Source organism: Mesorhizobium sp. M1403 (genome assembly GCF_040317695.1).
Classification (GTDB): domain Bacteria; phylum Pseudomonadota; class Alphaproteobacteria; order Rhizobiales; family Rhizobiaceae; genus Mesorhizobium.
Genome location: NZ_JAMYKY010000001.1, coordinates 874,302 through 898,290, shown reverse-complemented (window position 1 = coordinate 898,290; position 23,989 = coordinate 874,302). Strand labels below are relative to the sequence as shown.

Below are 23,989 nucleotides of genomic sequence, written 5' to 3'. Positions count from 1 at the left end.
TCTGCAGCATGCGTATTCACGACATCAGGCGACGAGTCCCAGGCAGGTGCAGCGCAGGCATTGCTGCACTGCACAAGGATACTTACATCAGCCTTGGCGAGAGGGATGAGTGAGATGAACACAGCCAACCATCACGTCGTCGTCGTAGGCGCCGGATTCGGCGGCCTCGAATTCACCCGCGCACTTACTGGCGCGCCGGTGCGCATCACCATGATCGATAGGCGCAATCATCACCTCTTTCAGCCGCTACTCTACCAAGTGGCGACGACGGCGCTGGCAACCTCCGAAGTCGCCTGGCCGATCCGCCATCTCCTGCGCAAACGCAAGGACGTGACGACGCTGCTTGCGACCGTGACTGGCATCGACCGCACCGGCAAGCGCGTGCTGCTGCAGGATGGCGGAGCGGTCGCCTACGACACGTTGCTGTTGGCCACCGGTGCGCGGCACGCCTATTTCGGCCATGACGAATGGGAGCCGTTCGCGCCGGGCCTGAAGACGCTGGAGGACGCCACCACCATCCGACGGCGTATTCTTTTGGCTTTCGAGCAGGCCGAGCGGGAAACCGATCCCGCCAAGCGCCAGGCACTGCTGACGCTGGCGATCGTCGGCGGCGGGCCGACCGGCGTGGAATTGGCCGGCACGATTGCCGAACTGGCGCATGACACGCTGCGCGGCGAGTTCCGCAACATCGACACGCGCGAGACGCGTGTGGTGCTGATTGAGGCCGGCGACCGCGTTCTTGCCAATTTCGCGCCGGAGCTCTCCGTTTATGCAATGAAGGCGCTCGAACGACTCGGCGTGACCGTCGAACTCGGCCGGGCGGTTACACGCTGCGATGCTGAGGGTGTCGTCTTCGGCGACAGGCATTTGCCGGCCAGGACAATTCTTTGGGCGGCGGGCGTCGCCGCTTCGCCGGCCGCCGAATGGCTCGGCACGGCAGCGGACCGCGCGGGCAGGGTGCTTGTCGAGCCCGACCTCACTGTGCCGGGAAACCCGGAGATTTTCGTCATCGGTGACGCAGCACACGTCCTGCGGCCGGATGGCCGGCTGGTGCCGGGCGTCGCGCCCGCCGCCAAGCAGCAGGGACGGCACGTCGCCGCGACGATCAAGGCCAGGCTCGCCGGCGAAACAACGGTACGTCCGTTCCGCTACAGGCATGACGGCGATTTGGCGACGATCGGCAAGCGCGCCGCGGCCATCGATTTCGGCTGGATCAAGCTCACCGGCCGGCTTGCCTGGTGGCTATGGGGCTTGGCGCATATCTACTTCCTGATCGGCTTCCGTAACCGGCTTGCGGTTTCCCTGAGCTGGCTATGGATCTACTTCACCGGTCAGCGCAGCGCTCGGCTGATCACCCAGGGCGACGACGACAAGGGCTGATTGTTCGCTGCCGGACGTTCATCAGCGCGTCACCTCCTCTTGATGGAATCGACTTCTGGACTCGGCTGGATTTCGGCGCGAAGCTTTGCTTCGGGCAGGACTTGTCACGTCGTGGAAGAAAGAGAAACGAATGTCCCAATTGCGCCACCTCGTCTCACGCCGCGATTTCCTCGCCGGCGTCGCCACCGGCGGAGCGCTGATCATGCTGCACCCGTTCTCCGCCCGGGCTCAAGCCAATCAGGCGCATCTGAGGATTATGGAGACGACCGACATCCACGTGAACGTGCTTCCTTACGATTACTACGCCGACAAACCTAACGACACGATGGGGCTGTCGCGAACGGAATCATTGATTGAAGCCGTGCGCAAGGAAGCAACCAACGCGATGCTGATCGATAATGGCGACATTCTGCAAGGCAACCCGATGGGCGACTACTTCGCCTACGAGAGGGGCATGAAGGACGGCGATCTGCATCCGGTCATGAAGGGCATGAACCTGCTCGGCTACGAATGCTCGACGCTCGGCAATCACGAATTCAACTACGGCCTGTCGTTCATGGACAAGGTGCTGGCCGGAGCCAATTTCCCGTTCGTCTGCGCGAATTTGACCCGCGGCACGGAGCTTGCCGCGAACCCGCGCGAAGACAAGCTTTATCTCAAACCTTACGTCATCCTCGACAGGAAGATCAAAGACGGGTCGGGCGCCGAGCAGCCGATCAGGATCGGCATCATCGGCTTCGTGCCGCCGCAGATCATGGTCTGGGACCTGAAGAATCTCGAGGGCAGCGTCAAGACGCGCGACATCGTCGAGGCGGCCAAGGCGTGGGTGCCGCAGATGAAGGAAGAAGGCGCCGACATCATCATTGCGCTCTCCCATTCCGGCATCGACGCGAAGCAAGGCGACATGATGGAGAATGCCTCCTTCTTCGTTGCCGGTGTCGAAGGTATCGATGCGGTGTTCACGGGCCACCAGCATCTGGTCTTCCCTGGTAAGAAGGACTTTCAGTCGCTGGAGGCCGTCGATACGGCGAAAGGCACGTTGCAAGGCAAGCCCGCCGTCATGGCCGGCTTCTGGGGCTCGCATATGGGGCTGATCGATCTGTTGCTGGAGCGCGACGGATCGACATGGAAAATCGTCTTGGCGACCTCTGAGGCCAGGCCTATCTTTGAGCGGGCCGACAAGACGAACAAGCCGACCGTCGCTGACGACCAGCGCATCGTCGACGCGCTCAAACAGGACCACGAGGCGACGCTTGCCTATGTGCGTCGGCCGGTCGGCAAAACCTCGGCGCCGCTTTATTCCTATTTTGCGCTGGTCGCCGACGATCCATCGGTGCAGATCGTGAGCCAGGCGCAGACCTGGTACTTGAAGGACATCCTGAAGAACACCGAATGGAAGGATATGCCGCTGCTGTCGGCGGCGGCACCGTTCAAGGCGGGCGGGCGCAACGGCGCCGACTATTACACCGACGTGCCGGTAGGCGATATCGCCATAAAGAACGTCGCCGACCTCTATCTCTATCCAAACACGGTGCGCGCCGTCGAAATCACGGGGGCAGAGGTGAAGGAATGGCTGGAAATGTCGGCCGGCATCTTCAACCGGATCGAGCCGGGCAAAGCTGACCAGGCGCTCATCAACACCGACTTCCCGTCTTATAATTTCGACGTGATCGACGGCGTCACCTACCGGATCGACCTGTCGCAGCCACCGAAATATGATTCGAAGGGCGGGCTGGTGAACGCCGGCTCGAACCGCATCATTGACTTGATGTTCGACGGCAAACCAATTGATCCCATGCGGAAATTCGTCGTCGCAACCAACAACTACCGGGCCGGCGGCGGCGGCAATTTCCCGGAGATCAATGCCTCGAAGATCATCTACGAAGCGCCCGACACCAACCGCGACGTGATCGTGCGCTATATCGTCAGCAAAGGCACCATCAACCCGTCGGCGGATGCCAACTGGTCGTTTGTGCCGCTGCCGGAAACCAGCGTCGTGTTCCAGACCGGCGCCAAGGCGAGAGAGTTTATTGCGCAAGTGAAGTCGCTGAAGATCGAGCCGGCGGGCGAGGGCGAAGCGGGGTTTTCCAAGTACCGCATCACTCTTTGAGGCGAGGATTTGAGCGTCGGCTCGAAACTGTCTCAGCGTTAAGATACTGTCCCGATACGGCCGATCCGTTTGAGGCAGGCAGCCTCTTCAGGCAGGTGGTGCGAAACGCCGCTTGACGGCAGGCATGACCAGATCCAGCGCATCCGTCGAAATCCCACCGGAATAATCGTCCGGCAGTTGGTCGATTGAGGCGGGGTCGTCGAGGCCTTGTGAAAAGCCGCCGCCGGAATAGGGACCGAGCAGGTAGACGCGGCTGCCGACGCTGTCCATACGGTCGAGAAAACGGCCGGGCCAGCCCCACATCCACTTTGCGACATTGACGGGGATGAGCAAGGTGCCCTGGCGGCAGGCATCCGGAACGTAGCCACTCCAGCCGAGCGCAGCATAGCGAAGAATGCAGCGCGTCAGGGACGCGCGGCTCTGTGTGTGCATGTCCGGCAACGCTGCCTTCACTGCTTCTATAGGCCTGTCGCCGCCATAGACCGTCAGATTGGCGCGCTCGGCCGGCGTCAATGTGGCGAGCCAGGCGGCCAGCATCTCGCCTTCCTTGGGATCGTTGCTTTTGATGTTGATATTAAAACGCCCGTTCGGGAAGCGCTGCAAGACTTCATCCAGCGACGGCATCATGCCGACACCCTTGCCGCGAAACGGAAAGGTCTTGCCGCCATCGGCAGTGTAGCCATAACCGATATCGAGCGTCTTCAATTCGGACATCGCATGGCGGCGCGTTTCTCCCTTGCCGTTGGTGCGACAATCCAGCGTCCAATCGTGGAAGACGGCGAACTTGCCGTCCGTAGTGGGATGGACATCGAGTTCGAGCGCGTCCGCACCGAGCGCGAAGGCGGCTTCCATCGAGGGTATCGTGTTTTCGAGGAAGGAATGGCGCGGCGTCAGCATGCGATCGGCCGTGCATGTTTCCGATCCGAGGTTCGTACGGTCGAAATCCTGAGCCAGGCCGCGATGGGCAAGCACCGAAGGGGTGACGGCCGGCCGGCTCGACAGCAGCGAAGTGTTGTTGAGCCAGATGCCGCCTGCAGCGACAAGAACTGCAATGAGGGAGATCGTCCGTTTTCGCATGGTATGATTCCTGAAGCGGTCGTCGAAGCCGAGCGGGGTTATCTTTCCAAGCCGCCTGCAGCGGTAGCGCCAGTTTGGCCAGCAAGCATCGCAGCAGACAGACCAAAGACCGTTAAAATTCGGGGAGGGTCCCAGCAGGGCCGGAATCACTATGGTTGCAACCACCCATATGCGCTAGTTTTAGCCATGCGTTATGTCATCATCATCACGACCGTCACCTTCTTCCTGATCTGGGACGGCATTTACAACCAAGGCCGCTACCTCGACAGGACCATCAGGGAGGTGACCCGCGTCGTGCACTATGTAACCAGTATGGTGTAGTTTCTCTTCTTCGCCACGGTTCGCCGACGCGACATCCTGCCGATTGACGGCACGCTCCCGCTGACACAAAAGAACGCCGGTCCAACGGTCGAGGAGGCTGGGTTGATCCGGCATATCGTTTTCTTCAGCGCGCGTCGTAAAGTGGACGTCGAGGCAGTGCGTACGGGTCTGCTGGCGCTCGGCAAGATACCCCACTCGCGCCGTTTCGAGGTGACGCTCAACACCAAGGTCGACCCGCTCTCGGATGAAATCGATGTGGTCGTCTACGCCGAGTTCGAAGACGAGGCAGCGCTCGCCGCCTACAAGGCGCATCCGCTCTATGCAGAGACCACCAGCCGGGTAAAACCGCTGCGCGAATTGCGTTATTCGGCCGATATAGTGGCAAGTTGACCGCCCTAAGGCAGATTTCACGTCGCGGAGCGGGGCCGCGCCGCAGCCCGATTCATTCCGTCTGAGCCGCGGAGGTCTCGGTCGGATCGACGCCCGGCCGCTTTGGCGCGTTCCAGATCAGCACGGCGATAACTGCTATCGCAATAACGGCCAGGGCAATGAAAAGGTCTCTTCCCCTGGCAATGAGCTAGGATGATTTTTGACGGCGGCAAGTCGGCTCCTCGCGGCCGGGCACTGCGATCGCCGCCGAGGTGCCGGCTAAGCCCTTGAACCATTTTCAGGAATGAGGCACACCGCGCGGGACATGACCGAGAACACCCCCGCAAGCCCTCATCCGCTCGATCACCTGGTGTTGCCGACCGCGAGCCTCGATGTTGCGCGGGCGCGCTTGACCTTGCTCGGCTTTACCGTTGCGCCGACGGGTATCCATCCCTTCGGAACGGAAAACTGTTGTGTCTTCCTCACCGACGGTACCTATCTCGAGCCGCTCGCGGTCGCCGACCGACAGGCCGTGGCAACGGCGATCGCGAACCGCAATGTCTTTGTCGCGCGGGATCACACCTATCGCGAAAGAAACGGTGATGAAGGATTTTCTGCCGTGGTGCTGGGCACCGAAAGCGCCGCCGCGGACCACGCGCGCTTCATCGAAGCCGGACTGTCGGCGGGAGACATGCTCAGCTTTTCGCGCGCCTTCGCTGATGCGACAGGAAAGAGCGACACCGCATCATTCAAGCTTGCCTTCGCGGCTCTAGGCAAGGCAACGGACGCTTTTCTCTTCGCCTGCGAACGGATCAATGCGCCGAAGGTCGACCGCACCGTTTTGCAGGCCCACGCTAATGGCGCAACCGGCATTGTCGAAGTCGTGGCAGTCAGCCGCGAACCTTCCGAACAAGGCCATGTGATTTCGATCGCAGCCGGGATGGAGGCGCAGAGCGGCACTGTCTATAAGCTGCCGAATGCCGCTGTGACCGTTCTGGATCCTGCAGCCTTTGCGGCAGGCTTCGGCATTCCCGCCGGCGCGCCGTCTGAACTCCGCTTTGCTGGGATCGTCTTTTCGATTAGGCACTGCGACACCGTCGCAAAGCTGCTTGCAGCCAATTCCGTCGAACACGACATACGCGGCGGTGATATCATCGTGTCGCCGGCGCCAGGGCAGGGCGCGGCCTTCATTTTCCGGGAGATCGCATGAACAAGCTCAATCCTCTGATGCCAAATTCTTCCGTTGCGATCGGAAAGGTCATTTTCGGCAACAGCGCGCCCCTATCGCTGATCGCCGGTCCATGCCAGCTGGAATCGCGGCAGCACGCTTTCGACATGGCCGGTGCGCTGAAGGAATTGACCGAACGGCTCGGCATCGGGCTCGTCTACAAGACCAGCTACGACAAGGCCAATCGCACCTCGCTTGGCGGCACGCGCGGTGCGGGACTTGAAGCGGCAATGCCGATCTTCGACGATTTGCGCAAGAATTTTTCGCTGCCGATCCTGACCGACGTCCACACTGAGGAACAATGCGCGATCGTCGCGCCGCATGTCGACATTCTGCAGATTCCTGCCTTCCTCAGCCGGCAGACCGATTTGCTGATTGCTGCGGCAAGAACCGGCAAGGTGGTCAATGTAAAGAAGGGCCAATTCCTCGCGCCATGGGACATGAAGAACGTCGTCGCCAAGATCACCGGCTCCGGCAACGCCAATGTCTTGGTGACCGAGCGCGGCGCATCCTTTGGTTACAACACCTTGGTGTCCGACATGAGGGCGCTGCCGATCATGGCCGAGATCGGCGCGCCGGTCATTTTCGATGCCACTCATTCGGTGCAGCAGCCGGGCGGGCAGGGCGGTTCGTCTGGGGGCGACCGGCGCTTTGTCGAGACGCTGGCGCGCGCGGCTGTCGCGGTTGGCGTCGCCGGCGTCTTCATCGAGACGCACCAGGACCCCGACAACGCGCCTTCCGACGGCCCCAACATGGTGCCGCTAAAGGATCTTCCCGCATTGCTTGAACGGCTGATGGCGTTCGATCGCATCGCCAAGAGCGTGGGTTGAACCAGCAGTTGCGCCACAGCAGCGTCGCCAAGAAAACTTTGAAGAATTTCGAACCTGTCTGGAACCTTAGCCCGCGGCCCTCATTGTCAAAATCTAATGTCAACGACGACGAGGAGCACACCATGACGACCCAGACGGGACACACCGAAGCCATTGCCGCTTCGCGGGTTATCGGCACATCGGTCTACAACACGGAAGGCACTCATATCGGCGACATTGAGGACGTCATGCTCGACAAATTGTCGAACGGAATCATGTTCGCCGTGATCGGTTTTGGCGGATTTCTCGGCATTGGCGAGAAATACCACGCCATTCCGTGGGCGAGCCTTGATTATGATGAGAACAGGGGTGGCTATGTCGTGCCGTTCACCAAAGACCAGCTGATGGCCGCTCCTTCCTACTCGATCAACGAGCTGACCGGCGCCGACGGCGAGGCAGCACGTGACGCCTCATACAACTACTACAAGGTCGAGCCTTACTGGCACTGACTAAGTCTCCTGGAATCAAAAAGGCCCCCGGGAAATCGGGGGCCTTTCGATGTGGCGGGATGCTACTGCGCAATTTGCAGGGCCGGCAAAGGCGACGATCCCTGCGGGGGTTGCTGATTGTCGCACGACGTCAGGAACGCAGCCGCAATCAGGAACAAACTCACAATACCGCTCAACTGGGACATGGCGAAACTCCTCCTGTTTCGCCCCGCGCGACAACAGCCATAAACCAGAAACCGGCATGCCGCGCATGACAAATGATGACAGCGCTTTGTGCTTCGTGAATCCCAAGAGCGGCAATGGGCGCACGGGCAATATTTGCAAGTGCCCCGATTGCGTTTTGCAGCGCTTTGGCTAAGAGGTGCGCGACGCTTCAATCGATCAAACGGGGACATCGCAATGACGGCCATCATCGACATTGTCGGGCGTGAAATCCTGGACAGCCGCGGAAATCCGACCGTCGAGGTCGACGTCGTGCTCGAAGACGGCTCAATGGGCCGCGCCGCGGTGCCGTCCGGCGCATCGACCGGCGCGCATGAGGCGGTCGAACTGCGCGACGGCGGCCCCCGCTATCTCGGCAAGGGCGTGCTCAGGGCGGTTGAGGCAGTGAACGGCGAGCTGTTCGAGGCGATCGGCGGCATGGAGGCCGAGAATCAGATCCACATCGACCAAACCATGATCGAGCTCGATGGTACGCCCAACAAGGGCCGGCTCGGCGCCAATGCCATTCTCGGTGTGTCGCTGGCCGTGGCCAAGGCCGCGGCCGAAGCGGCCGGCCTGCCGCTCTACCGTTATGTCGGCGGCACCAAGGCGCATGTGCTGCCGGTGCCGATGATGAACATCATCAACGGCGGTGCGCATGCCGACAACCCGATCGATTTCCAGGAATTCATGATTCTGCCGATCGGCGCGCCGACGCTGCGCGATGGCGTGCGCTGGGGCTCGGAGATATTCCACACGCTGCGGAAGAGGCTGAAGGATGCCGGCCATAACACCAATGTCGGCGACGAGGGCGGCTTTGCCCCCAACCTGAAAAGCGCGCCGGCCGCGCTCGACTTCATCATGGAATCGATCGAGAAGGCCGGCTTCAGGCCAGGCGAGGAGGTCGCACTCGGACTCGACTGCGCGGCGACCGAGTTCTTCAAGGACGGCAACTACGTCTATGAAGGCGAGAAGAAGACCCGCGACCCGAAGGCGCAAGCCAAATATCTGGCCAAGCTCGCTGCCGACTACCCGATCATCACCATCGAGGACGGCCTGGCCGAGGACGACTGGGACGGCTGGAAAATGCTGACCGACCTCATCGGCAAGCAAACGCAGCTGGTTGGCGACGATCTGTTCGTCACCAACACGGCGCGGTTGCGCGACGGCATCCGCATGGGTGTCGCCAATTCGATCCTGGTCAAGGTCAACCAGATCGGCTCGCTTACCGAAACGCTCGACGCCGTCGAGACCGCGCACAAGGCCGGCTATACCGCGGTGATGTCGCACCGCTCGGGCGAGACCGAGGATTCGACCATCGCCGACCTCGCCGTTGCCACCAATTGCGGGCAGATCAAGACTGGCTCGCTGTCACGCTCGGACCGCATGGCCAAGTACAACCAGCTCATCCGCATCGAAGAGGAGCTCGGCAAGCAGGCGCGGTATGCCGGCAAGTCGATCGTTAAAAGCTGATTTTCGACAGAAAATCCGAGCGAGCGAGGGCGGGGACATTCCCGCCCTTTTGCTTTCAGGGCTCCGAATCCAGCAATCCGTAACCGTCCATTAAGCACAATCGGGCGACAAAGGCGGCGCAGAGGATTCGGACCATGTGGACACGCCAGCACAAGCAAAGAAACACCGGCCGGCTGATCATCCCCTCGCTCTGCGTGGTGTTCCTGACCTATTTCGGCTTCCATGCCTATCATGGCGAGTTCGGCATCTATTCCAAGTATCGGCTCGAAGCCGAGACTGTCGAATTGCAGGGCAGGCTTGATGCCGTCAAGGCACGCCGGATCGACCTGGAGCGCCGCGTCCAGCTGATGCATGAGGGCACGCTCGAGAAGGACATGCTGGACGAGCAGGCGCGCAAGGCGCTCAATCTGTCCCATGCCGACGAGATCACCATCATGCTGCCGGTCGCAAGGTAACGCAATTTCAGTTAATCGGCGATATTTGCAATGATTTTAGGCGCTTAGATGCATGACAGCCATGCGTTTTCGGCATGGCGAAAGCCTTCCCTGCATGTTAGCCTGCCTCAAATCGGTGGGAGAACTGATCTCCCTCGCTGTCCGCCAAGAGACGCCAACAGGGAGTGATGCATGGCCACCGCCGCCAGAAAAGCGCCTGCCAAATCCAAATCCGACGGCAAAACGATGGGCCTTTCCACCCCAAAGCCTGTTGAATTCACCAAAGACCAGGAGCTTGCCGCCTACCGGCACATGCTGCTCATCCGCCGCTTCGAGGAAAAGGCCGGCCAGCTTTACGGCATGGGCTTCATCGGCGGTTTCTGCCATCTCTACATCGGCCAGGAGGCGGTCGTTACCGGCATGAAGATGGCGCTGATCGATGGCGACCAGATGATCACCGCCTATCGCGACCATGGCCATATGCTGGCCATGGAGTTGTCGCCGCGCGGCGTCATGGCCGAACTGACCGGGCGCCGTAGCGGCCTGTCGAGAGGCAAGGGCGGCTCCATGCACATGTTCTCCAAGGAGAAGCATTTTTACGGCGGCCACGGCATCGTCGGCGCGCAAGTGTCGCTCGGCACCGGCATTGCCTTCGCCAACCGCTATCGCGGCAACAACAATATGACGCTGACCTATTTCGGCGATGGCGCCGCGAATCAGGGCCAGGTCTACGAAAGCTTCAATATGGCCTCGCTATGGAAGCTTCCGGTGGTCTACATCATCGAGAACAACCGCTACGCCATGGGCACCTCGGTCTCGCGCTCGTCGGCCGAGACGGATTTTTCGCATCGCGGCGCCTCCTTCAAGATTCCAGGCATCCAGGTCGACGGCATGGATGTGCGCGCCGTCAAGGCCGCCGGCGACCTCGCCGCCGAATGGTGCCGCGCCGGCAACGGGCCGCTCATTCTCGAAATGCAGACCTACCGCTACCGCGGCCATTCGATGTCGGATCCAGCAAAATACCGCTCCAAGGAAGAAGTGCAGAAAATGCGCTCCGAACGTGACCCGATCGAACAGGTCAAGGCACGGTTGCTCGACAAGAAATGGGCAAGCGAGGACGAGCTCAAGGCCATCGACAAGGAAGTCCGCGACGTTGTCGCCGACGCTGCAGAATTTGCCCAGAACGACGCGGAGCCGGATCCGTCCGAGCTCTGGACCGATATCGTACTTTAACGAGAGGGCAAGGACATGCCGATCGAAATTCTCATGCCCGCCCTCTCGCCGACCATGGAAGAGGGTAATGTTTCCAAGTGGTTGAAGAAAGAAGGCGACAAAGTCGCAGCCGGTGACGCCATTGCCGAGATCGAAACCGACAAGGCAACGATGGAAGTCGAAGCCGTCGATGAAGGCACACTTGCCAAGATCGTGGTTCCTGCCGGCACCGAAGGCGTCAAGGTCAACACGCTGATCGCTGTGCTGGCCCTCGATGGCGAAGACATCGACGAGGCGGGCGAAGGCATTGGCGAGGAGGCTGTCGAGTCGCAAGCGGCAGCGCCCGCGGCTGCTCCGGCCCCCGCGGCTGGTCCGGCCCCCGCTGCTGCTCCGGCCAAGAGCGAAGCGGCAACACCTGTTGCCGCCGCGCCCAAGCTGGAAATTGCCGCCGATCCGGACATCCCGGCCGGCACCGAAATGGTCTCGACCACGGTGCGTGAAGCGTTGCGCGACGCAATGGCGGAGGAAATGCGCCGCGACGGCGACGTCTTCGTCATGGGCGAGGAAGTCGCCGAGTACCAGGGCGCCTACAAGATCACACAAGGCCTGTTGCAGGAATTCGGTCCGAGACGCGTGGTCGACACGCCGATCACCGAGCACGGCTTTGCCGGCGTTGGTGTTGGCGCGGCGATGGCCGGCCTGAAGCCGATCGTCGAATTCATGACCTTCAACTTCGCCATGCAGGCGATCGACCAGATCATCAATTCAGCCGCCAAGACGCTCTACATGTCCGGCGGCCAGATGGGCGCCCCGATCGTCTTTCGCGGCCCGAACGGCGCTGCTGCCCGCGTCGCCGCGCAGCATTCGCAGTGCTATGCCGCCTGGTACAGCCATATTCCTGGATTGAAGGTGGTGATGCCTTATACCGCCGCCGACGCCAAGGGTCTGCTCAAGGCGGCGATCCGCGATCCGAACCCGGTCATCTTCCTCGAAAACGAAATCCTTTACGGCCACTCCTTCGACGTGCCGACGATGGACGATTTCGTGTTGCCGATCGGCAAGGCGCGCATTCACAAATCCGGCAAGGACGTGACCATCGTCTCGTTCGGCATCGGCATGACCTACGCGATCAAGGCGGAGGCGGAGTTGCGCGGCATGGGCATCGATGCCGAGATCATCGACTTGCGCACTATCCGCCCGCTCGACTTCGACACGATCATCGCCTCGGTCAAAAAGACCAATCGCCTGGTGGTGGTCGAGGAAGGCTTTCCGCAGAACTCGGTCGGCGACCATATCGCCAATCAGGTCTCACAGCGCGCCTTCGATTTCCTCGACGCACCGGTCATTACCATTGCCGGCAAGGACGTGCCGATGCCCTATGCGGCGAACCTCGAAAAGCTGGCGCTGCCCAATGTCGGCGAGGTCGTCGAGGCGGTCAAAGCCGTCACGTATCGCTGAGCAGGGCGGGAGGACAAAATGCCGATCAACATCACCATGCCGGCGCTGTCGCCCACGATGGAAGAGGGCAATCTTTCCAAGTGGTTGGTCAAGGAAGGCGACAAGGTTTCGCCGGGCGACGTGATTGCCGAAATCGAGACCGACAAGGCAACGATGGAAGTCGAAGCCGTCGACGAAGGCACGGTTGCCAAGCTGGTGGTTCCGGCCGGCACTGAAGGCGTCAAGGTCAATGCGCTGATCGCGGTGCTGGCGGCCGAGGGCGAGGATGCTGCTTCTGCCGCCAAAAGCGGTGATGGCGCTGCGCCGGCAAAGGCTGAGGCTCCGAAAGCGGACGCCTTCAAAGCTGAAACACCAAATCCCGAAGCGCCGAAGCAGGAGCCTGCCGCACCTGCACCTAAAGCGGAACCGGCGGCGGCCGCCAACGGCCATGCAAACGGTGAGCGCATCTTCGCCTCGCCGCTGGCCCGCCGCATCGCCAAGGAAGCCGGTGTCGATGTGTCGGCGGTGACGGGCTCCGGCCCGCATGGTCGCGTGGTCAGGGCCGATGTCGAGGCCGCAATTTCCAGTGGCGGCGCCAAGGCGGCACCAGCAGCAAAAGCAGCGCCCGCCGGTGCTCCGGCACCTGCGGCAGCAGCACCCAAGCCAATGTCCGACGAGCAGGTGCTCAAACTGTTTGCCGAAGGCTCCTACGAGCTGGTCCCCCATGACAATATGCGCAAGACAATTGCGCGGCGGCTGGTCGAGGCCAAGACCACCATCCCGCATTTCTATCTGACGCTCGACTGCGAGCTCGACGCACTTCTGGCCCTGCGCACGCAGATCAATGCGGCCGCCCCGGTGAAGAAGACCGAGAAGGGGGAAACGCCGGCCTATAAGCTTTCCGTCAATGACATGGTCATCAAGGCTCTGGCCATGGCGCTGATGGCGGTGCCGGATGCCAATGCGTCGTGGACAGAAAACGCCATGGTCAAGCACAAGCATGCCGATGTCGGTGTTGCAGTGTCGATCCCCGGCGGCTTGATCACGCCAATCATCCGGCGTGCCGACGAAAAGACGCTGTCCGTTATCTCCAACGAGATGAAGGATCTTGCCGGCCGCGCCCGCAGCCGCAAGCTGAAGCCGGAAGAATATCAGGGCGGCACCACGGCAGTGTCCAATCTCGGCATGTTCGGCATCAAGGATTTTTCTGCCGTCATCAACCCGCCGCATGCGACGATCCTGGCGGTCGGCGCCGGAGAGCAACGTGCGGTGGTCAAGAACGGCGAGATCAAGATCGCCACGATCATGTCGGTGACGTTGTCGACCGATCACCGCGCCGTCGACGGTGCGCTCGGCGCCGAGCTGCTCGTCGCCTTCAAACGCATGGTCGAAAACCCGATGGGCATGCTGGTCTAAGAGAAGGGAACAGGGCGGTGCGGAAATTCTTCACCAGCCTTTTTGCCTTCTTTCTTTCCGGTTTGGCCGGCGGATTGGTGGCGCAGTGGCTCGCCGTCGCAACCAATGCCGACGTAGAGTACATCCTTGTGTTCATGATCTCGGCTCTCGTCACCGTCCTCGTGACGGTCGCGTTCTTCATCGCACAATTCATGTCGGACCCACGACGGGCAACAAAGCTGACGGCGACCATAGGGGTAGCGTTTTTTGTGCTCGTTGGAGTTTCCCTGATCGGCTGGACTTCCTCCCAGCCCCCAGGCAAGAGCCAATGGTCGGGCGATCTTCCCATAGTCGCGGGTCTCGTCCTGCCGGGCATCGCTACGGTGCTGGTCCAGTGGCTTTTCGTGCGCTGGCGATTGGCGCGCTCGCAACCAGGTTTCGGCGGGGCAGGCACATGAAGACGGTCCTCTGCTACGGCGATTCGCTTACTTGGGGCTATGACGCGGCAAACCTCGGCCGACATCCGCTGGAAGATCGCTGGCCGAGCGTGCTGCAGGCGGCATTGGGCAGCGGCGTCGAGGTCATCGCCGAAGGCCTGAATGGCCGAACCACCGCCTTCGACGATCACTTGGCCGGAGCGGACCGCAATGGTGCAAGGCTGTTGCCAACGATCCTGACGACTCATGCGCCCATCGACTTGATCGTCATCATGCTCGGCGCCAACGATATGAAGCCGTGGATTCACGGTAATCCGGTCGCGGCCAAACAAGGCATGCAACGCCTGATCGATATCGTGCGCGGTCATGATTACCCGTTCGATTGGCCGGCGCCGCAGATCCTGATCGTCGCGCCGCCCGTAGTCAGCCGCACGGAAAACGCCGAGTTCAAGGAAATGTTCGCCGGCGGAGATGACGCGTCAAAGCGGCTGGCGCCGCAATATTCCGCCCTTGCCGACGAGGCCGGCTGCGGCTTCTTCAATGCGGGCGCGGTGGCCGAAACGACGCCGCTCGACGGCGTCCACCTCGACGCGGAAAACACGCGGAATATCGGGCAGGCGCTGGCGCCGCTCGTGCGTGTCATGCTGGAATTGTGAAGGAGAAAAGCCGTGGCTGAGAACTACGACGTCATCATCATCGGCTCCGGCCCCGGCGGCTATGTCACTGCAGTGCGTTCGGCGCAGCTTGGCTTCAAGACGGCGATTGTCGAGCGCGAGCACTTGGGCGGCATCTGCCTCAACTGGGGCTGCATTCCGACCAAAGCGCTGCTGCGCTCGGCCGAGATCATGCACTATTCGGATCATCTGAAGGATTACGGCCTGAAGATCGACGGCAAGGTCAGCGTCGACACCGCCGCCGTCGTCGATCGCTCGCGAAAGGTCTCGCTGCGGCTCAACGGCGGCGTCGGCTTCCTGATGAAGAAGAACAAGGTCGACGTCATCTGGGGCGAAGCCAAACTGACGAAACCCGGCGAGATCGTCGTGTCGAAATCGTCGAAGAAGCCGATGGAGCCGCAGCCGCCGGCGCCAAAGGGCGTCAAGGGCGAGGGCACCTACACCGCCAAGCACATCATCCTGGCGACCGGAGCCAGGCCGCGCGCACTGCCCGGCATCGAGCCGGACGGCAAGTTGATCTGGACCTATTTCGAGGCGATGGTGCCAAAAGAGATGCCGAAATCGCTGCTGGTGATGGGCTCGGGCGCCATCGGCATCGAGTTCGCCTCGTTCTACCGCACCATGGGCGCGGAGGTGACGGTGGTCGAACTGCTGCCGGCCGTGATGCCGGTCGAGGACGCCGAAGTGTCGAAGTTTGCGCAAAAGCAGTTCGAGAAGCAGGGCATGAAGATCATCCTCGAGGCCAAGGTGACCAAGGTCGAGAAGGGCGCCAATTCGGTCACCGCGCATATCGAGATGAAGGACGGCAAAGTTGAGAAGATCACCGCCGACCGCATGATTTCAGCCGTCGGGGTACAGGGCAACATCGAAAATCTCGGCCTCGAGGCGCTCGGCGTGAAGACCGAGCGCGGTTGCGTCGTCGTCGACGGCTACGGCAAGACCAACGTGCCCGGTATCTATGCCATCGGCGATGTCGCCGGACCGCCGATGCTCGCCCACAAGGCCGAGCATGAGGGCGTGGTGTGTGTGGAAAAGATCGCCAATTTCCCCGGCGTGCATGCCATCGACAAGCTGAAGATCCCGGGCTGCACCTATTGCAATCCGCAAGTCGCCTCGGTCGGATTGACGGAAGCCAAAGCGAAAGCCGAGGGCAAGGACATCGGCGTCGGCCGCTTCCAGTTCGCCGCAAACGGCAAGGCGATTGCGCTGGGCGAAGACCAAGGCTTCGTCAAAACCATTTTCGACAAGAAGACCGGCCAGTTGCTGGGCGCCCACATGGTCGGCGCAGAAGTAACCGAACTGATCCAGGGCTTCGTCGTGGCTATGAACCTGGAAACCACCGAGGAAGAGCTGATGCACACAATCTTCCCGCACCCGACGCTGTCGGAGATGATGAAGGAGAGTGTTCTCGACGCCTATGGCCGTGCGCTGAACGCATGATAAATTGGCTGCGCGAGACTCACACATGTATGTCAAGGAACTCGACTGCAAGGTAATTCGTTTCCGGATGCATTCATCACCACAGGAGAGGGCATATGGACGTGAACGGCGTGGGCTGGGTAGCAGCCATCATCATCGGCGGTTTGGCAGGCTGGTTTGCCGAGATGTTCATGAAGAGCAACACCGGCATCTTGATGAACATCATTCTTGGCATCGTCGGCGCGATCGTGCTGAATGCCATCCTGCAGGCGCTCAACATCGGCGCCTTCGGCGCCGGCTGGATCGCCTATCTGATCACCGGGTTCATTGGTGCCTGCCTGCTGATCTGGGTAGGACGCATGGTGCGCCGTTAGTTGCTGAACTCTTGCCATGCGAAAACGGCAGTGGCGGCATGCGCCGCCGCGGCCTTTTTCTTTGCAGCGAAAAGTCCTAGATGACTTGGGAAAGCGAACGTCGGACAGGCGATCGCGAATGAACCGGATTTCATATGGTCACCGTCCTTGACACGATCGCCAATGCGCCGCGCCTGCGGCATCCCGAAAAGGCGCACAAGCCCGACCAGGATGTGCTGCGCAAGCCCGACTGGATCCGCGTCAAGGCGCCGATGTCGAAAGGCTATGCCGAGACGCGCGAGATCGTGAAGTCGCATAAGCTGGTGACGGTGTGCGAAGAGGCCGGTTGCCCCAACATCGGCGAGTGCTGGGAAAAGAAGCACGCCACCTTCATGATCATGGGCGAGATCTGCACGCGCGCCTGCGCCTTCTGCAACGTGGCTACCGGTATACCGACCGCACTCGATCCCGACGAGCCGGCGCGCGTCGCACACGCCGTCAAGCAAATGGGCCTAAGCCATGTCGTCATCACCTCAGTCGACCGCGACGATCTCGCCGATGGCGGAGCTCAGCACTTTGCCGAGGTCATCCGCGCCATCCGGGCGGCAACGCCTCTGACGACGATCGAAATCCTGACGCCCGACTTCCTGCGCAAGGACGGTGCACTGGAGATCGTCGTGGCGGCCAAGCCCGACGTTTTCAACCATAATCTCGAGACCGTGCCGTCGAACTATCTGACGGTTCGGCCGGGTGCGCGCTATTTCCACTCGATCAGGCTCTTGCAGCGAGTCAAGGAACTCGACCCCTCGATCTTCACCAAGTCCGGCATCATGGTTGGCCTTGGCGAGGAGCGGAACGAAATCCTGCAACTGATGGACGATCTGCGTTCGGCCAATGTCGACTTCATGACCATCGGCCAATATCTTCAGCCGTCGAAGAAGCACCATCCGGTGATCCGCTTTGTCACACCGGAGGAGTTCAAGTCCTTCGAGACGATCGGCCGGACCAAGGGCTTCCTGCTGGTGGCGTCGAGCCCGCTGACGCGCTCGTCGCACCATGCCGGCGACGATTTCGCCAGGTTGCGCGCGGCGCGCGAAGCGTTTCTCAGGAAGTCCGCCTAACAAACTGGTTTCATGCCACAATTCGAAGCCCATCGCCGCGTCGCGCATACGCCTGAACAGATGTTCGCTCTGGTCGCGGATATCGAATCCTATCCGCAATTCCTGCCGCTTTGCGAGGCACTTACGGTTCGTTCGCGCAAGGAACGCGACGGACGCACGCTGCTCATCGCCGACATGAGCATTGGCTACAAGGCGATCCGCGAGACTTTCACCACGCAGGTGCTGCTGAAGCCTGACGAGAACGCCATCGACGTCAAATATATCGACGGCCCGTTCAAATATCTGAGCAATGTCTGGCGCTTCGACCCGGCGGACGGCGGTGGTTGCAACGTCTGCTTCTTTATCGACTATGAGTTCAAGAGCCGCATTTTGGGTGCGCTCATGGGAACCATGTTCGACCGCGCCTTCCGCATGTTCTCCGAGGCGTTCGAGAAACGCGCCGAAATCATCTACGGCACGCCATCGGCGGCCTGATCCGCAGCGAGCGCGCGCAGACCCAGTTCAAGCGCATGCCGGACCGTCTCCCGGCGGATGAAATCACGGCCCTTGTCGCCGAACAGCTGGCATTCGCTGACCACCGGTCGGCCAGCCACGGCAACGCCGAACCAGACCAGGCCGACAGGTTTTTCCGCTGAGCCACCGCCCGGACCGGCGATGCCGGTCACCGCGAGCGCAAGCCCGGCGCGCGAATGGGCCAAGGCGCCGGCCGCCATCTCCACCGCAGTCTCGCGCGAGACCGCCCCGTTCGCCTCGAGTGTAGCGGCCGAGACGCCGAGCATCTCGGTCTTGGCCTGGTTGGAATAGGTAATGAAGCCGCGATCGACCACAGTGGAAGAGCCGGCAATGTCGGTCAGCGTGGCGATGATCATGCCGCCGGTGCAGCTCTCGGCCGTCGCCAGCATGATGCCGCGCTGCTGGCAGGCCTGAAGCAGGGCATCTGCGAGATCGCTATTGCTCATTCGGGGACATCCCCTGGAAACACAACGCTGGCGGTCGCGATGGCCGCTATGCCTTCCTCACGGCCGACGAAGCCGAGCTTCTCATTGGTTGTCGCCTTGATCGAGATGCGGTCGCGCGAAATTCGCAACATTGCGGAAAGCGTTTCGGTCATGGCCTCGCGATGCGGGCCGACGCGCGGCGCCTCGCAAACCAATGTGATGTCGGCGTTGGCGATGCGCCCGCCGCGCTCGCGCACCAGCTTCGCCGCGTGTTCAACGAAGATGCGTGAAGCGGCCCCTTTCCACTGCGGGTCGGAGGGCGGGAAATGCGTGCCGATGTCACCGGCGCCGCAGGTGGCGAGCAGGGCGTCGGTCAAGGCGTGGAGACCGACATCGGCATCCGAATGGCCGGACAATTTCCTGTCGTGCGGAATAGCGACACCGCACAGGGTGACATGGTCGCCGGGCTCGAAGGCATGGACGTCGTAGCCGTTGCCGGTTCGGATGTCCGGAAAACGTGAGGCGCTGGAAAGCCGCTGATCCGCCATCGCAATATCCCGTGCCCAGGTCAGTTTGACATTGTCCGGCGAGCCGGGAACGATCTTCACCGGAATATGCGCCCATTCGGCGATTGCCGCATCGTCGGTGAAATCCGCCTTGCCCAATTGATGAGCCTTTTCGTGCGCGGCCAGGATCGGCCAGAACGGAAAGCCTTGTGGTGTCTGTGCGGCACGGAGCCCGGCCCTGGACACTGTTTCGCCGCTCATGCCTTCGGCCGTTTCGCGCTTCAGCGTATCGGCAACGGGCAAAGCAGGCAGCGCTCCCTGGCGCTCTTCAATGGCGGCGATCGTGCGATCTATCAGTTCCGCATCGACAAACGGCCGAGCCGCATCATGGATCAGGACCCGGCCCGGCGCATGGCTTCTCAACGCCAGCAGTCCAAGCCGGACGGACTCCTGCCGTGACGTACCGCCGATCACAGCGACGACACGGTCGGCGTTCGCGCCGGCGGCGCGGCGGAAAAGCGCGCCGTCTTCGGCATGGATAGCAACGACGACAGGTCCAATTTTCGGATGCGTCAGAAAGGCGTCGAGCGTGCGTGCGATAACGGCGCCGCCGCCAATCTGCTGGTACTGCTTCGGCCCATTGGCCTGCCCCGCGCGCGCGCCGCGCCCGGCAGCAACGATGACCACGGCGACCTTGTCGTCGGCAGCTGGCTTTTCGCTGACATGTCTCATGCCGAGACGCTTAGCGCATGATCCTGAAAAGTGGTATCGCTTTCACAAGACCTAGGATTGATGCCGTCCGGCGATCCATATTTTTCCCAAATGCGCCTTAATGTCACGACATTGCGCGTTGCACATTGCCGTCGTTCTGGCTAGAGAATGTGCAGCAATCGAAGGTGCTTGGTTTTTGTGCATGCCTGATGTGACCAAATTGGCTTCGCCGCTGGAGGTGGGTGGCGTGAGAATCCGCAACCGCGTGTTTCTCGCGCCGATGTCGGGCATTACCGACGAACCGTTCCGGCAGCGCGCCCATGCGCATGGCGCCGGGCTGGTTGTATCGGAAATGGTGGCGAGCGGTGAGCTTGCAAAGGGCAGGGCTGGCTCGGGCCTGCGCATCCGTCATTCCGGGCTGCCTGTCCACATGGTCCAGCTTGCCGGCCGCGAGGCGGTGCACATGGCCGAGGGCGCACGAATCGCAGCCGGCGAAGGCGCCGACATCATCGACATCAACATGGGCTGTCCGGCCAAGAAGGTGACGGGCGGCTATGCCGGTTCGGCACTGATGCGAGACCTCGACCACGCGCTGTCGCTGATCGAAGCGGTAGTCGGCGCGGTCGACGTGCCGGTCACGGTTAAGATGCGGCTTGGCTGGGAGGAGAGCGCGCTCAACGCGCCGATGCTGGCGCGACGCGCCGAGCAGGCCGGCGTCAGGATGGTGACGGTGCACGGCCGCACACGTTGCCAGTTCTATCAGGGCACGGCCGACTGGCGTGCCATCGCACGCGTCAAGCAGGCCGTCTCCATCCCTGTGGTTGCCAATGGCGATGTCGGCTCGCCGGCAGAGGCAGCCTTGATCCTCGACCAGTCCGGCGCCGACGCGGTGATGATCGGCCGTGCGCACTATGGCGCGCCGTGGACTGCCGGCAGCATTGTAGCGGCCGCGCTGGCCGAGCCAGTATCCGGCATGCCGGACAGCCCGCAAGCGCTGACCGACTACGTCATTGCCCATTACGAAGACATGCTGACGCTCTATGGCGTCGAAAGCGGATTGCGCCAGGCGCGCAAGCATCTCGGCTGGTATCTCGACCGCCATGCCGTCACAAGCGATGACTGGCGCAAGGCCATCCTCACGTCTTTCGAGCCTGGGCGGGTCATTGCCTTGCTGCGCGACATGTTTTCAAGCGCTCCCGAAGCGCCGAACCTGCGGAGTGCGGCATGAACGCCACCGTCACACAGAGCACGGACATGGCGGACGCCGCGCATATTGTGCTCAACACAATTCGTCGGCCGGTGATCATGGTCGATCCGCAAGGCTTCATCACCTTCGCCAATGCCGATGCCGAGGATTTTTTCCGCTCGAGCGCCACGATGCTCGCCCGCAACACGCTGCACAAGCTCATTCCTTTCGGCAGTCCGCTGCTGACGCTTGTCGACCAGGTGCGCGAGCGCCGGGCGCCGGTCAACGAATACCGGGTCGACGTGTCGTCGCCGCGTCTCGGCATCGAGAAGGTGGTCGACCTCTACGTCGCGCCGGTGACGGAATTTCCAGGCTCCGTCGTGGTGATGTTCCAGGAACGCTCAATGGCCGACAAGATCGACCGGCAGATGACGCATCGCGGTGCGGCGCGCTCGGTCACCGGCCTTGCCGCCATGCTTGCCCATGAGATCAAGAACCCGCTGTCCGGCATTCGTGGCGCCGCGCAGCTGCTTGAGCTGTCGGCGTCCGACGAGGATCGCGCGCTGACGCGTTTGATCACCGACGAGACCGACCGCATTGTCTCGCTGGTCGACCGCATGGAGGTGTTTTCGGACGAGCGGCCGATCGACCGCTACCCCGTCAACATCCATGTCGTGCTCGACCATGTCAAAGCAATCGCCAAGAACGGTTTTGCCAAGCGGATCAAGATATTAGAGGACTATGATCCATCATTGCCTCCGGTTTTTGCCAATCGCGACCAGCTCATCCAGGTGTTCCTCAATCTGGTAAAAAATGCCGCCGAGGCGATCGGCAGCGATCCGCAGGGCGAGATCACGCTGTCGACTGCCTTCCGCCCGGGCATCCGTGTTTCCGTGCCCGGAACGCAGGACCGGGTGTCGCTGCCATTGGAATTCTGCGTGCGCGACAACGGTTCGGGTGTCTCCGAGGATATCCTGCCGATCCTGTTCGATCCCTTCATCACCACCAAGCCGAACGGCTCCGGTCTCGGTCTGGCGCTGGTCGCAAAGATCGTCGGCGAGCATGGCGGCATCATTGAATGCGAATCGACGCCGCGCGGGACCACCTTCCGCATCCTGATGCCGGCGTGGAAAGAAACCCAGTTTGCCGACGACGACGGTGAAGGAGACCGCAAATGACCATTCGCGGCAATATTCTCGTCGCCGACGACGATGCGGCCATCCGCACTGTCCTCAACCAGGCGCTTTCGCGCGTCGGTCACGACGTGCGCGTCACCTCCAATGCCTCGACGCTGTGGCGCTGGGTGGCCGCGGGCGAGGGGGATCTGGTCATCACCGACGTTGTCATGCCTGACGAGAACGCCTTCGACATGCTGCCGCGCATCAAGAAGGCGCGACCGGAACTGCCGGTCATCGTCATGAGTGCGCAGAACACGTTCATGACGGCGATCCGGGCCTCCGAAACCGGAGCCTATGAATATCTGCCAAAACCGTTCGACCTGACGGAGCTGCTCAACATCGTCAATCGGGCGCTTTCCGAGCCGCGGCGGCCCAAGATCGATACGCGTGCCGACGAGCCGCCTGAAACGATGCCGCTGGTCGGCCGCTCGGCGGCCATGCAGGACATCTACCGCATGCTGGCGCGGATGATGCAGACCGACCTGACGGTGATGATCTCAGGCGAATCGGGTACCGGCAAGGAACTGGTGGCGCGCGCGCTGCATGAATATGGCCGCCGCCGAGGCGGTCCTTTCGTCGCCATCAACATGGCGGCGATCCCGCGCGACCTGATCGAATCGGAACTATTCGGGCACGAGAAGGGCGCCTTTACCGGCGCACAGAGCCGCTCCACTGGCCGTTTCGAGCAGGCCGAAGGCGGCACGCTGTTCCTCGACGAGATCGGCGATATGCCGATGGAAGCGCAGACGCGGCTTCTGCGTGTGTTGCAGCAGGGCGAATACACCACGGTCGGCGGCCGCACGCCGATCAAGACCGACGTGCGCATCGTCGCTGCCACCAACAAGGACCTGCGCACGCTGATCAATCAGGGGCTTTTCCGCGAGGACCTGTTCTACCGCTTGAACGTTGTGCCGCTCAGGCTGCCGGCGCTGCGCGAGCGATCGGAGGACATTCCGGACCTCGTCCGGCACTTCTTCAAGCTCGGCGCCAGTGAAGGCCTGCAGACCAAGCGCATTTCCACCGGCGGCATCGAGCTGATGAAGCGCTACCCATGGCCTGGCAACGTGCGCGAACTCGAAAACCTCATCCGCAGGCTGGCTGCACTGTATTCGCAGGACGAGATATCCGCCGAGATCATCGAGGCGGAGTTGAAGACTGGCGAAAGGCCTGTCGTTCCAGGTGGCGGCAACCTCATTCCCGACGACCTTTCCATCGGCCAGGCGGTGGAGCATTTCCTGCAGCGCTATTTTGCCTCGTTTGCCGGCGACTTGCCGCCGGCCGGCCTCTATCAGCGAATCCTCTCCGAGGTCGAGTATCCACTGGTCCTCGCCTCGATGACCGCAACGCGCGGTAACCAGATCAAGGCCGCCGAATTGCTAGGACTCAACCGCAACACGCTGCGCAAGAAGATTCGCGAACTCGGCGTCAACGTCTACAAGTCCTCCAGGCAGGTCTAGACGAACCCCTTACGAGCGCTTTCCAGGGGATCGATCGCCGAAAGATTTCCGTCT

The 23,989-nt window shown here is 61.6% G+C and carries 24 protein-coding genes; 21 read left to right on the top strand and 3 right to left on the bottom strand.

Translation table 11 applies throughout. From position 1 onward, the window contains the following. Nucleotides 1-114 precede the first annotated feature (114 nt). Both NKH01_RS04505 and NKH01_RS04500 read left to right on the top strand, forming a co-directional pair. A complete protein-coding gene (locus NKH01_RS04505) occupies nt 115-1,380 on the top strand; it encodes an NAD(P)/FAD-dependent oxidoreductase (protein ID WP_352496508.1) in 1,266 nt (421 codons plus the stop codon). A 130-nt stretch (nt 1,381-1,510) separates the two neighbouring features. Further along, the gene (locus NKH01_RS04500; protein WP_353019140.1) at nt 1,511-3,490 is read left to right on the top strand and encodes a bifunctional 2',3'-cyclic-nucleotide 2'-phosphodiesterase/3'-nucleotidase; all 1,980 of its coding nucleotides are present in this window, start codon (nt 1,511-1,513) and stop codon (nt 3,488-3,490) included. Nucleotides 3,491-3,577: 87 nt separating this feature from the next. On the opposite strand, the gene NKH01_RS04495 is transcribed toward NKH01_RS04500, so the two are convergent. Then, nucleotides 3,578-4,567, bottom strand: coding sequence for a glycerophosphodiester phosphodiesterase family protein (locus NKH01_RS04495; RefSeq protein WP_353019138.1), 990 nt, complete (start codon nt 4,565-4,567; stop codon nt 3,578-3,580). A 186-nt stretch (nt 4,568-4,753) separates the two neighbouring features. Here NKH01_RS04495 and NKH01_RS04490 point away from each other — a divergent pair, with 186 nt between their 5' ends. The 16 genes from NKH01_RS04490 to NKH01_RS04415 all read left to right on the top strand — a co-directional run bounded on the left by NKH01_RS04490 (nt 4,754) and on the right by NKH01_RS04415 (nt 18,433). Beyond that, entirely contained in the window at nt 4,754-4,888 is a 135-nt protein-coding gene (locus NKH01_RS04490; RefSeq protein ID WP_023675095.1) for a hypothetical protein, read from the top strand. Between the two features lie 102 nt (nt 4,889-4,990). Continuing rightward, a complete protein-coding gene (locus NKH01_RS04485) occupies nt 4,991-5,278 on the top strand; it encodes a Dabb family protein (protein ID WP_023717556.1) in 288 nt (95 codons plus the stop codon). 304 nt (nt 5,279-5,582) lie between these two features. Then, on the top strand, nt 5,583-6,467 hold the full coding sequence (locus NKH01_RS04480; RefSeq protein WP_353019134.1) for a VOC family protein: 885 nt from the start codon (nt 5,583-5,585) through the stop codon (nt 6,465-6,467). After that, complete coding sequence (kdsA, locus tag NKH01_RS04475) at nt 6,464-7,315, top strand: 3-deoxy-8-phosphooctulonate synthase (protein WP_031193559.1); 852 nt, start codon at nt 6,464-6,466, stop codon at nt 7,313-7,315. The genes NKH01_RS04480 and kdsA overlap by 4 nt, the downstream gene beginning before the upstream one ends. A 122-nt stretch (nt 7,316-7,437) precedes the next feature. Then, nucleotides 7,438-7,803 carry a PRC-barrel domain-containing protein gene (locus tag NKH01_RS04470; RefSeq protein ID WP_023717559.1) on the top strand — a complete coding sequence of 122 codons (366 nt, stop codon included), beginning with the start codon at nt 7,438-7,440 and terminating at the stop codon, nt 7,801-7,803. 399 nt (nt 7,804-8,202) lie between these two features. After that, nucleotides 8,203-9,477 carry a phosphopyruvate hydratase gene (gene eno, locus NKH01_RS04465; protein ID WP_353019131.1) on the top strand — a complete coding sequence of 425 codons (1,275 nt, stop codon included), beginning with the start codon at nt 8,203-8,205 and terminating at the stop codon, nt 9,475-9,477. A 134-nt stretch (nt 9,478-9,611) separates the two neighbouring features. Further along, the gene (locus NKH01_RS04460) at nt 9,612-9,932 is read left to right on the top strand and encodes an FtsB family cell division protein (protein ID WP_023717561.1); all 321 of its coding nucleotides are present in this window, start codon (nt 9,612-9,614) and stop codon (nt 9,930-9,932) included. Between the two features lie 171 nt (nt 9,933-10,103). Then, nucleotides 10,104-11,144 carry a pyruvate dehydrogenase (acetyl-transferring) E1 component subunit alpha gene (pdhA, locus tag NKH01_RS04455; protein ID WP_502895946.1) on the top strand — a complete coding sequence of 347 codons (1,041 nt, stop codon included), beginning with the start codon at nt 10,104-10,106 and terminating at the stop codon, nt 11,142-11,144. Between the two features lie 15 nt (nt 11,145-11,159). Next, on the top strand, nt 11,160-12,581 hold the full coding sequence (locus tag NKH01_RS04450) for a pyruvate dehydrogenase complex E1 component subunit beta (protein ID WP_353019128.1): 1,422 nt from the start codon (nt 11,160-11,162) through the stop codon (nt 12,579-12,581). Between the two features lie 18 nt (nt 12,582-12,599). Further along, entirely contained in the window at nt 12,600-13,976 is a 1,377-nt protein-coding gene (locus NKH01_RS04445; protein ID WP_353019125.1) for a pyruvate dehydrogenase complex dihydrolipoamide acetyltransferase, read from the top strand. A 17-nt stretch (nt 13,977-13,993) separates the two neighbouring features. Then, nucleotides 13,994-14,413, top strand: coding sequence for a hypothetical protein (locus tag NKH01_RS04440; protein WP_352789955.1), 420 nt, complete (start codon nt 13,994-13,996; stop codon nt 14,411-14,413). Continuing rightward, nucleotides 14,410-15,048, top strand: coding sequence for an SGNH/GDSL hydrolase family protein (locus tag NKH01_RS04435; protein ID WP_352789958.1), 639 nt, complete (start codon nt 14,410-14,412; stop codon nt 15,046-15,048). The genes NKH01_RS04440 and NKH01_RS04435 overlap by 4 nt, the downstream gene beginning before the upstream one ends. Nucleotides 15,049-15,060: 12 nt before the next feature. After that, nucleotides 15,061-16,506 carry a dihydrolipoyl dehydrogenase gene (lpdA, locus tag NKH01_RS04430; protein WP_353019122.1) on the top strand — a complete coding sequence of 482 codons (1,446 nt, stop codon included), beginning with the start codon at nt 15,061-15,063 and terminating at the stop codon, nt 16,504-16,506. Nucleotides 16,507-16,601: 95 nt separating this feature from the next. Next, nucleotides 16,602-16,859 (top strand): GlsB/YeaQ/YmgE family stress response membrane protein, encoded by a 258-nt coding sequence (locus NKH01_RS04425; RefSeq protein ID WP_023717568.1) that lies wholly within the window; start codon nt 16,602-16,604, stop codon nt 16,857-16,859. Between the two features lie 134 nt (nt 16,860-16,993). Then, nucleotides 16,994-17,959 carry a lipoyl synthase gene (lipA, locus tag NKH01_RS04420; protein WP_023717570.1) on the top strand — a complete coding sequence of 322 codons (966 nt, stop codon included), beginning with the start codon at nt 16,994-16,996 and terminating at the stop codon, nt 17,957-17,959. 12 nt (nt 17,960-17,971) lie between these two features. Continuing rightward, nucleotides 17,972-18,433, top strand: a complete 462-nt coding sequence (locus tag NKH01_RS04415; protein WP_023717571.1) for a type II toxin-antitoxin system RatA family toxin — start codon at nt 17,972-17,974, stop codon at nt 18,431-18,433. Here NKH01_RS04415 and NKH01_RS04410 read toward each other — a convergent pair. Both NKH01_RS04410 and NKH01_RS04405 read right to left on the bottom strand, forming a co-directional pair. Further along, nucleotides 18,409-18,918, bottom strand: a complete 510-nt coding sequence (locus NKH01_RS04410) for a CinA family protein (RefSeq protein WP_023717572.1) — start codon at nt 18,916-18,918, stop codon at nt 18,409-18,411. The two genes, NKH01_RS04415 and NKH01_RS04410, sit on opposite strands and share 25 nt — an antisense overlap. Next, a complete protein-coding gene (locus tag NKH01_RS04405) occupies nt 18,915-20,135 on the bottom strand; it encodes a bifunctional 2-C-methyl-D-erythritol 4-phosphate cytidylyltransferase/2-C-methyl-D-erythritol 2,4-cyclodiphosphate synthase (protein ID WP_352894850.1) in 1,221 nt (406 codons plus the stop codon). Before NKH01_RS04405 ends, NKH01_RS04410 begins: the two co-directional genes overlap by 4 nt. Nucleotides 20,136-20,316: 181 nt before the next feature. Here NKH01_RS04405 and dusB point away from each other — a divergent pair, with 181 nt between their 5' ends. Genes dusB through ntrC form a run of 3 tightly spaced genes read left to right on the top strand, consistent with a single transcriptional unit; the run spans nt 20,317 to nt 23,935 of the window. Beyond that, nucleotides 20,317-21,342 (top strand): tRNA dihydrouridine synthase DusB, encoded by a 1,026-nt coding sequence (gene dusB, locus NKH01_RS04400; RefSeq protein WP_353019121.1) that lies wholly within the window; start codon nt 20,317-20,319, stop codon nt 21,340-21,342. Further along, nucleotides 21,339-22,478 (top strand): two-component system sensor histidine kinase NtrB, encoded by a 1,140-nt coding sequence (locus NKH01_RS04395; protein WP_352587536.1) that lies wholly within the window; start codon nt 21,339-21,341, stop codon nt 22,476-22,478. The genes dusB and NKH01_RS04395 overlap by 4 nt, the downstream gene beginning before the upstream one ends. Further along, the gene (ntrC, locus tag NKH01_RS04390; RefSeq protein ID WP_023717576.1) at nt 22,475-23,935 is read left to right on the top strand and encodes a nitrogen regulation protein NR(I); all 1,461 of its coding nucleotides are present in this window, start codon (nt 22,475-22,477) and stop codon (nt 23,933-23,935) included. The genes NKH01_RS04395 and ntrC overlap by 4 nt, the downstream gene beginning before the upstream one ends. Nucleotides 23,936-23,989: the final 54 nt, after the last annotated feature.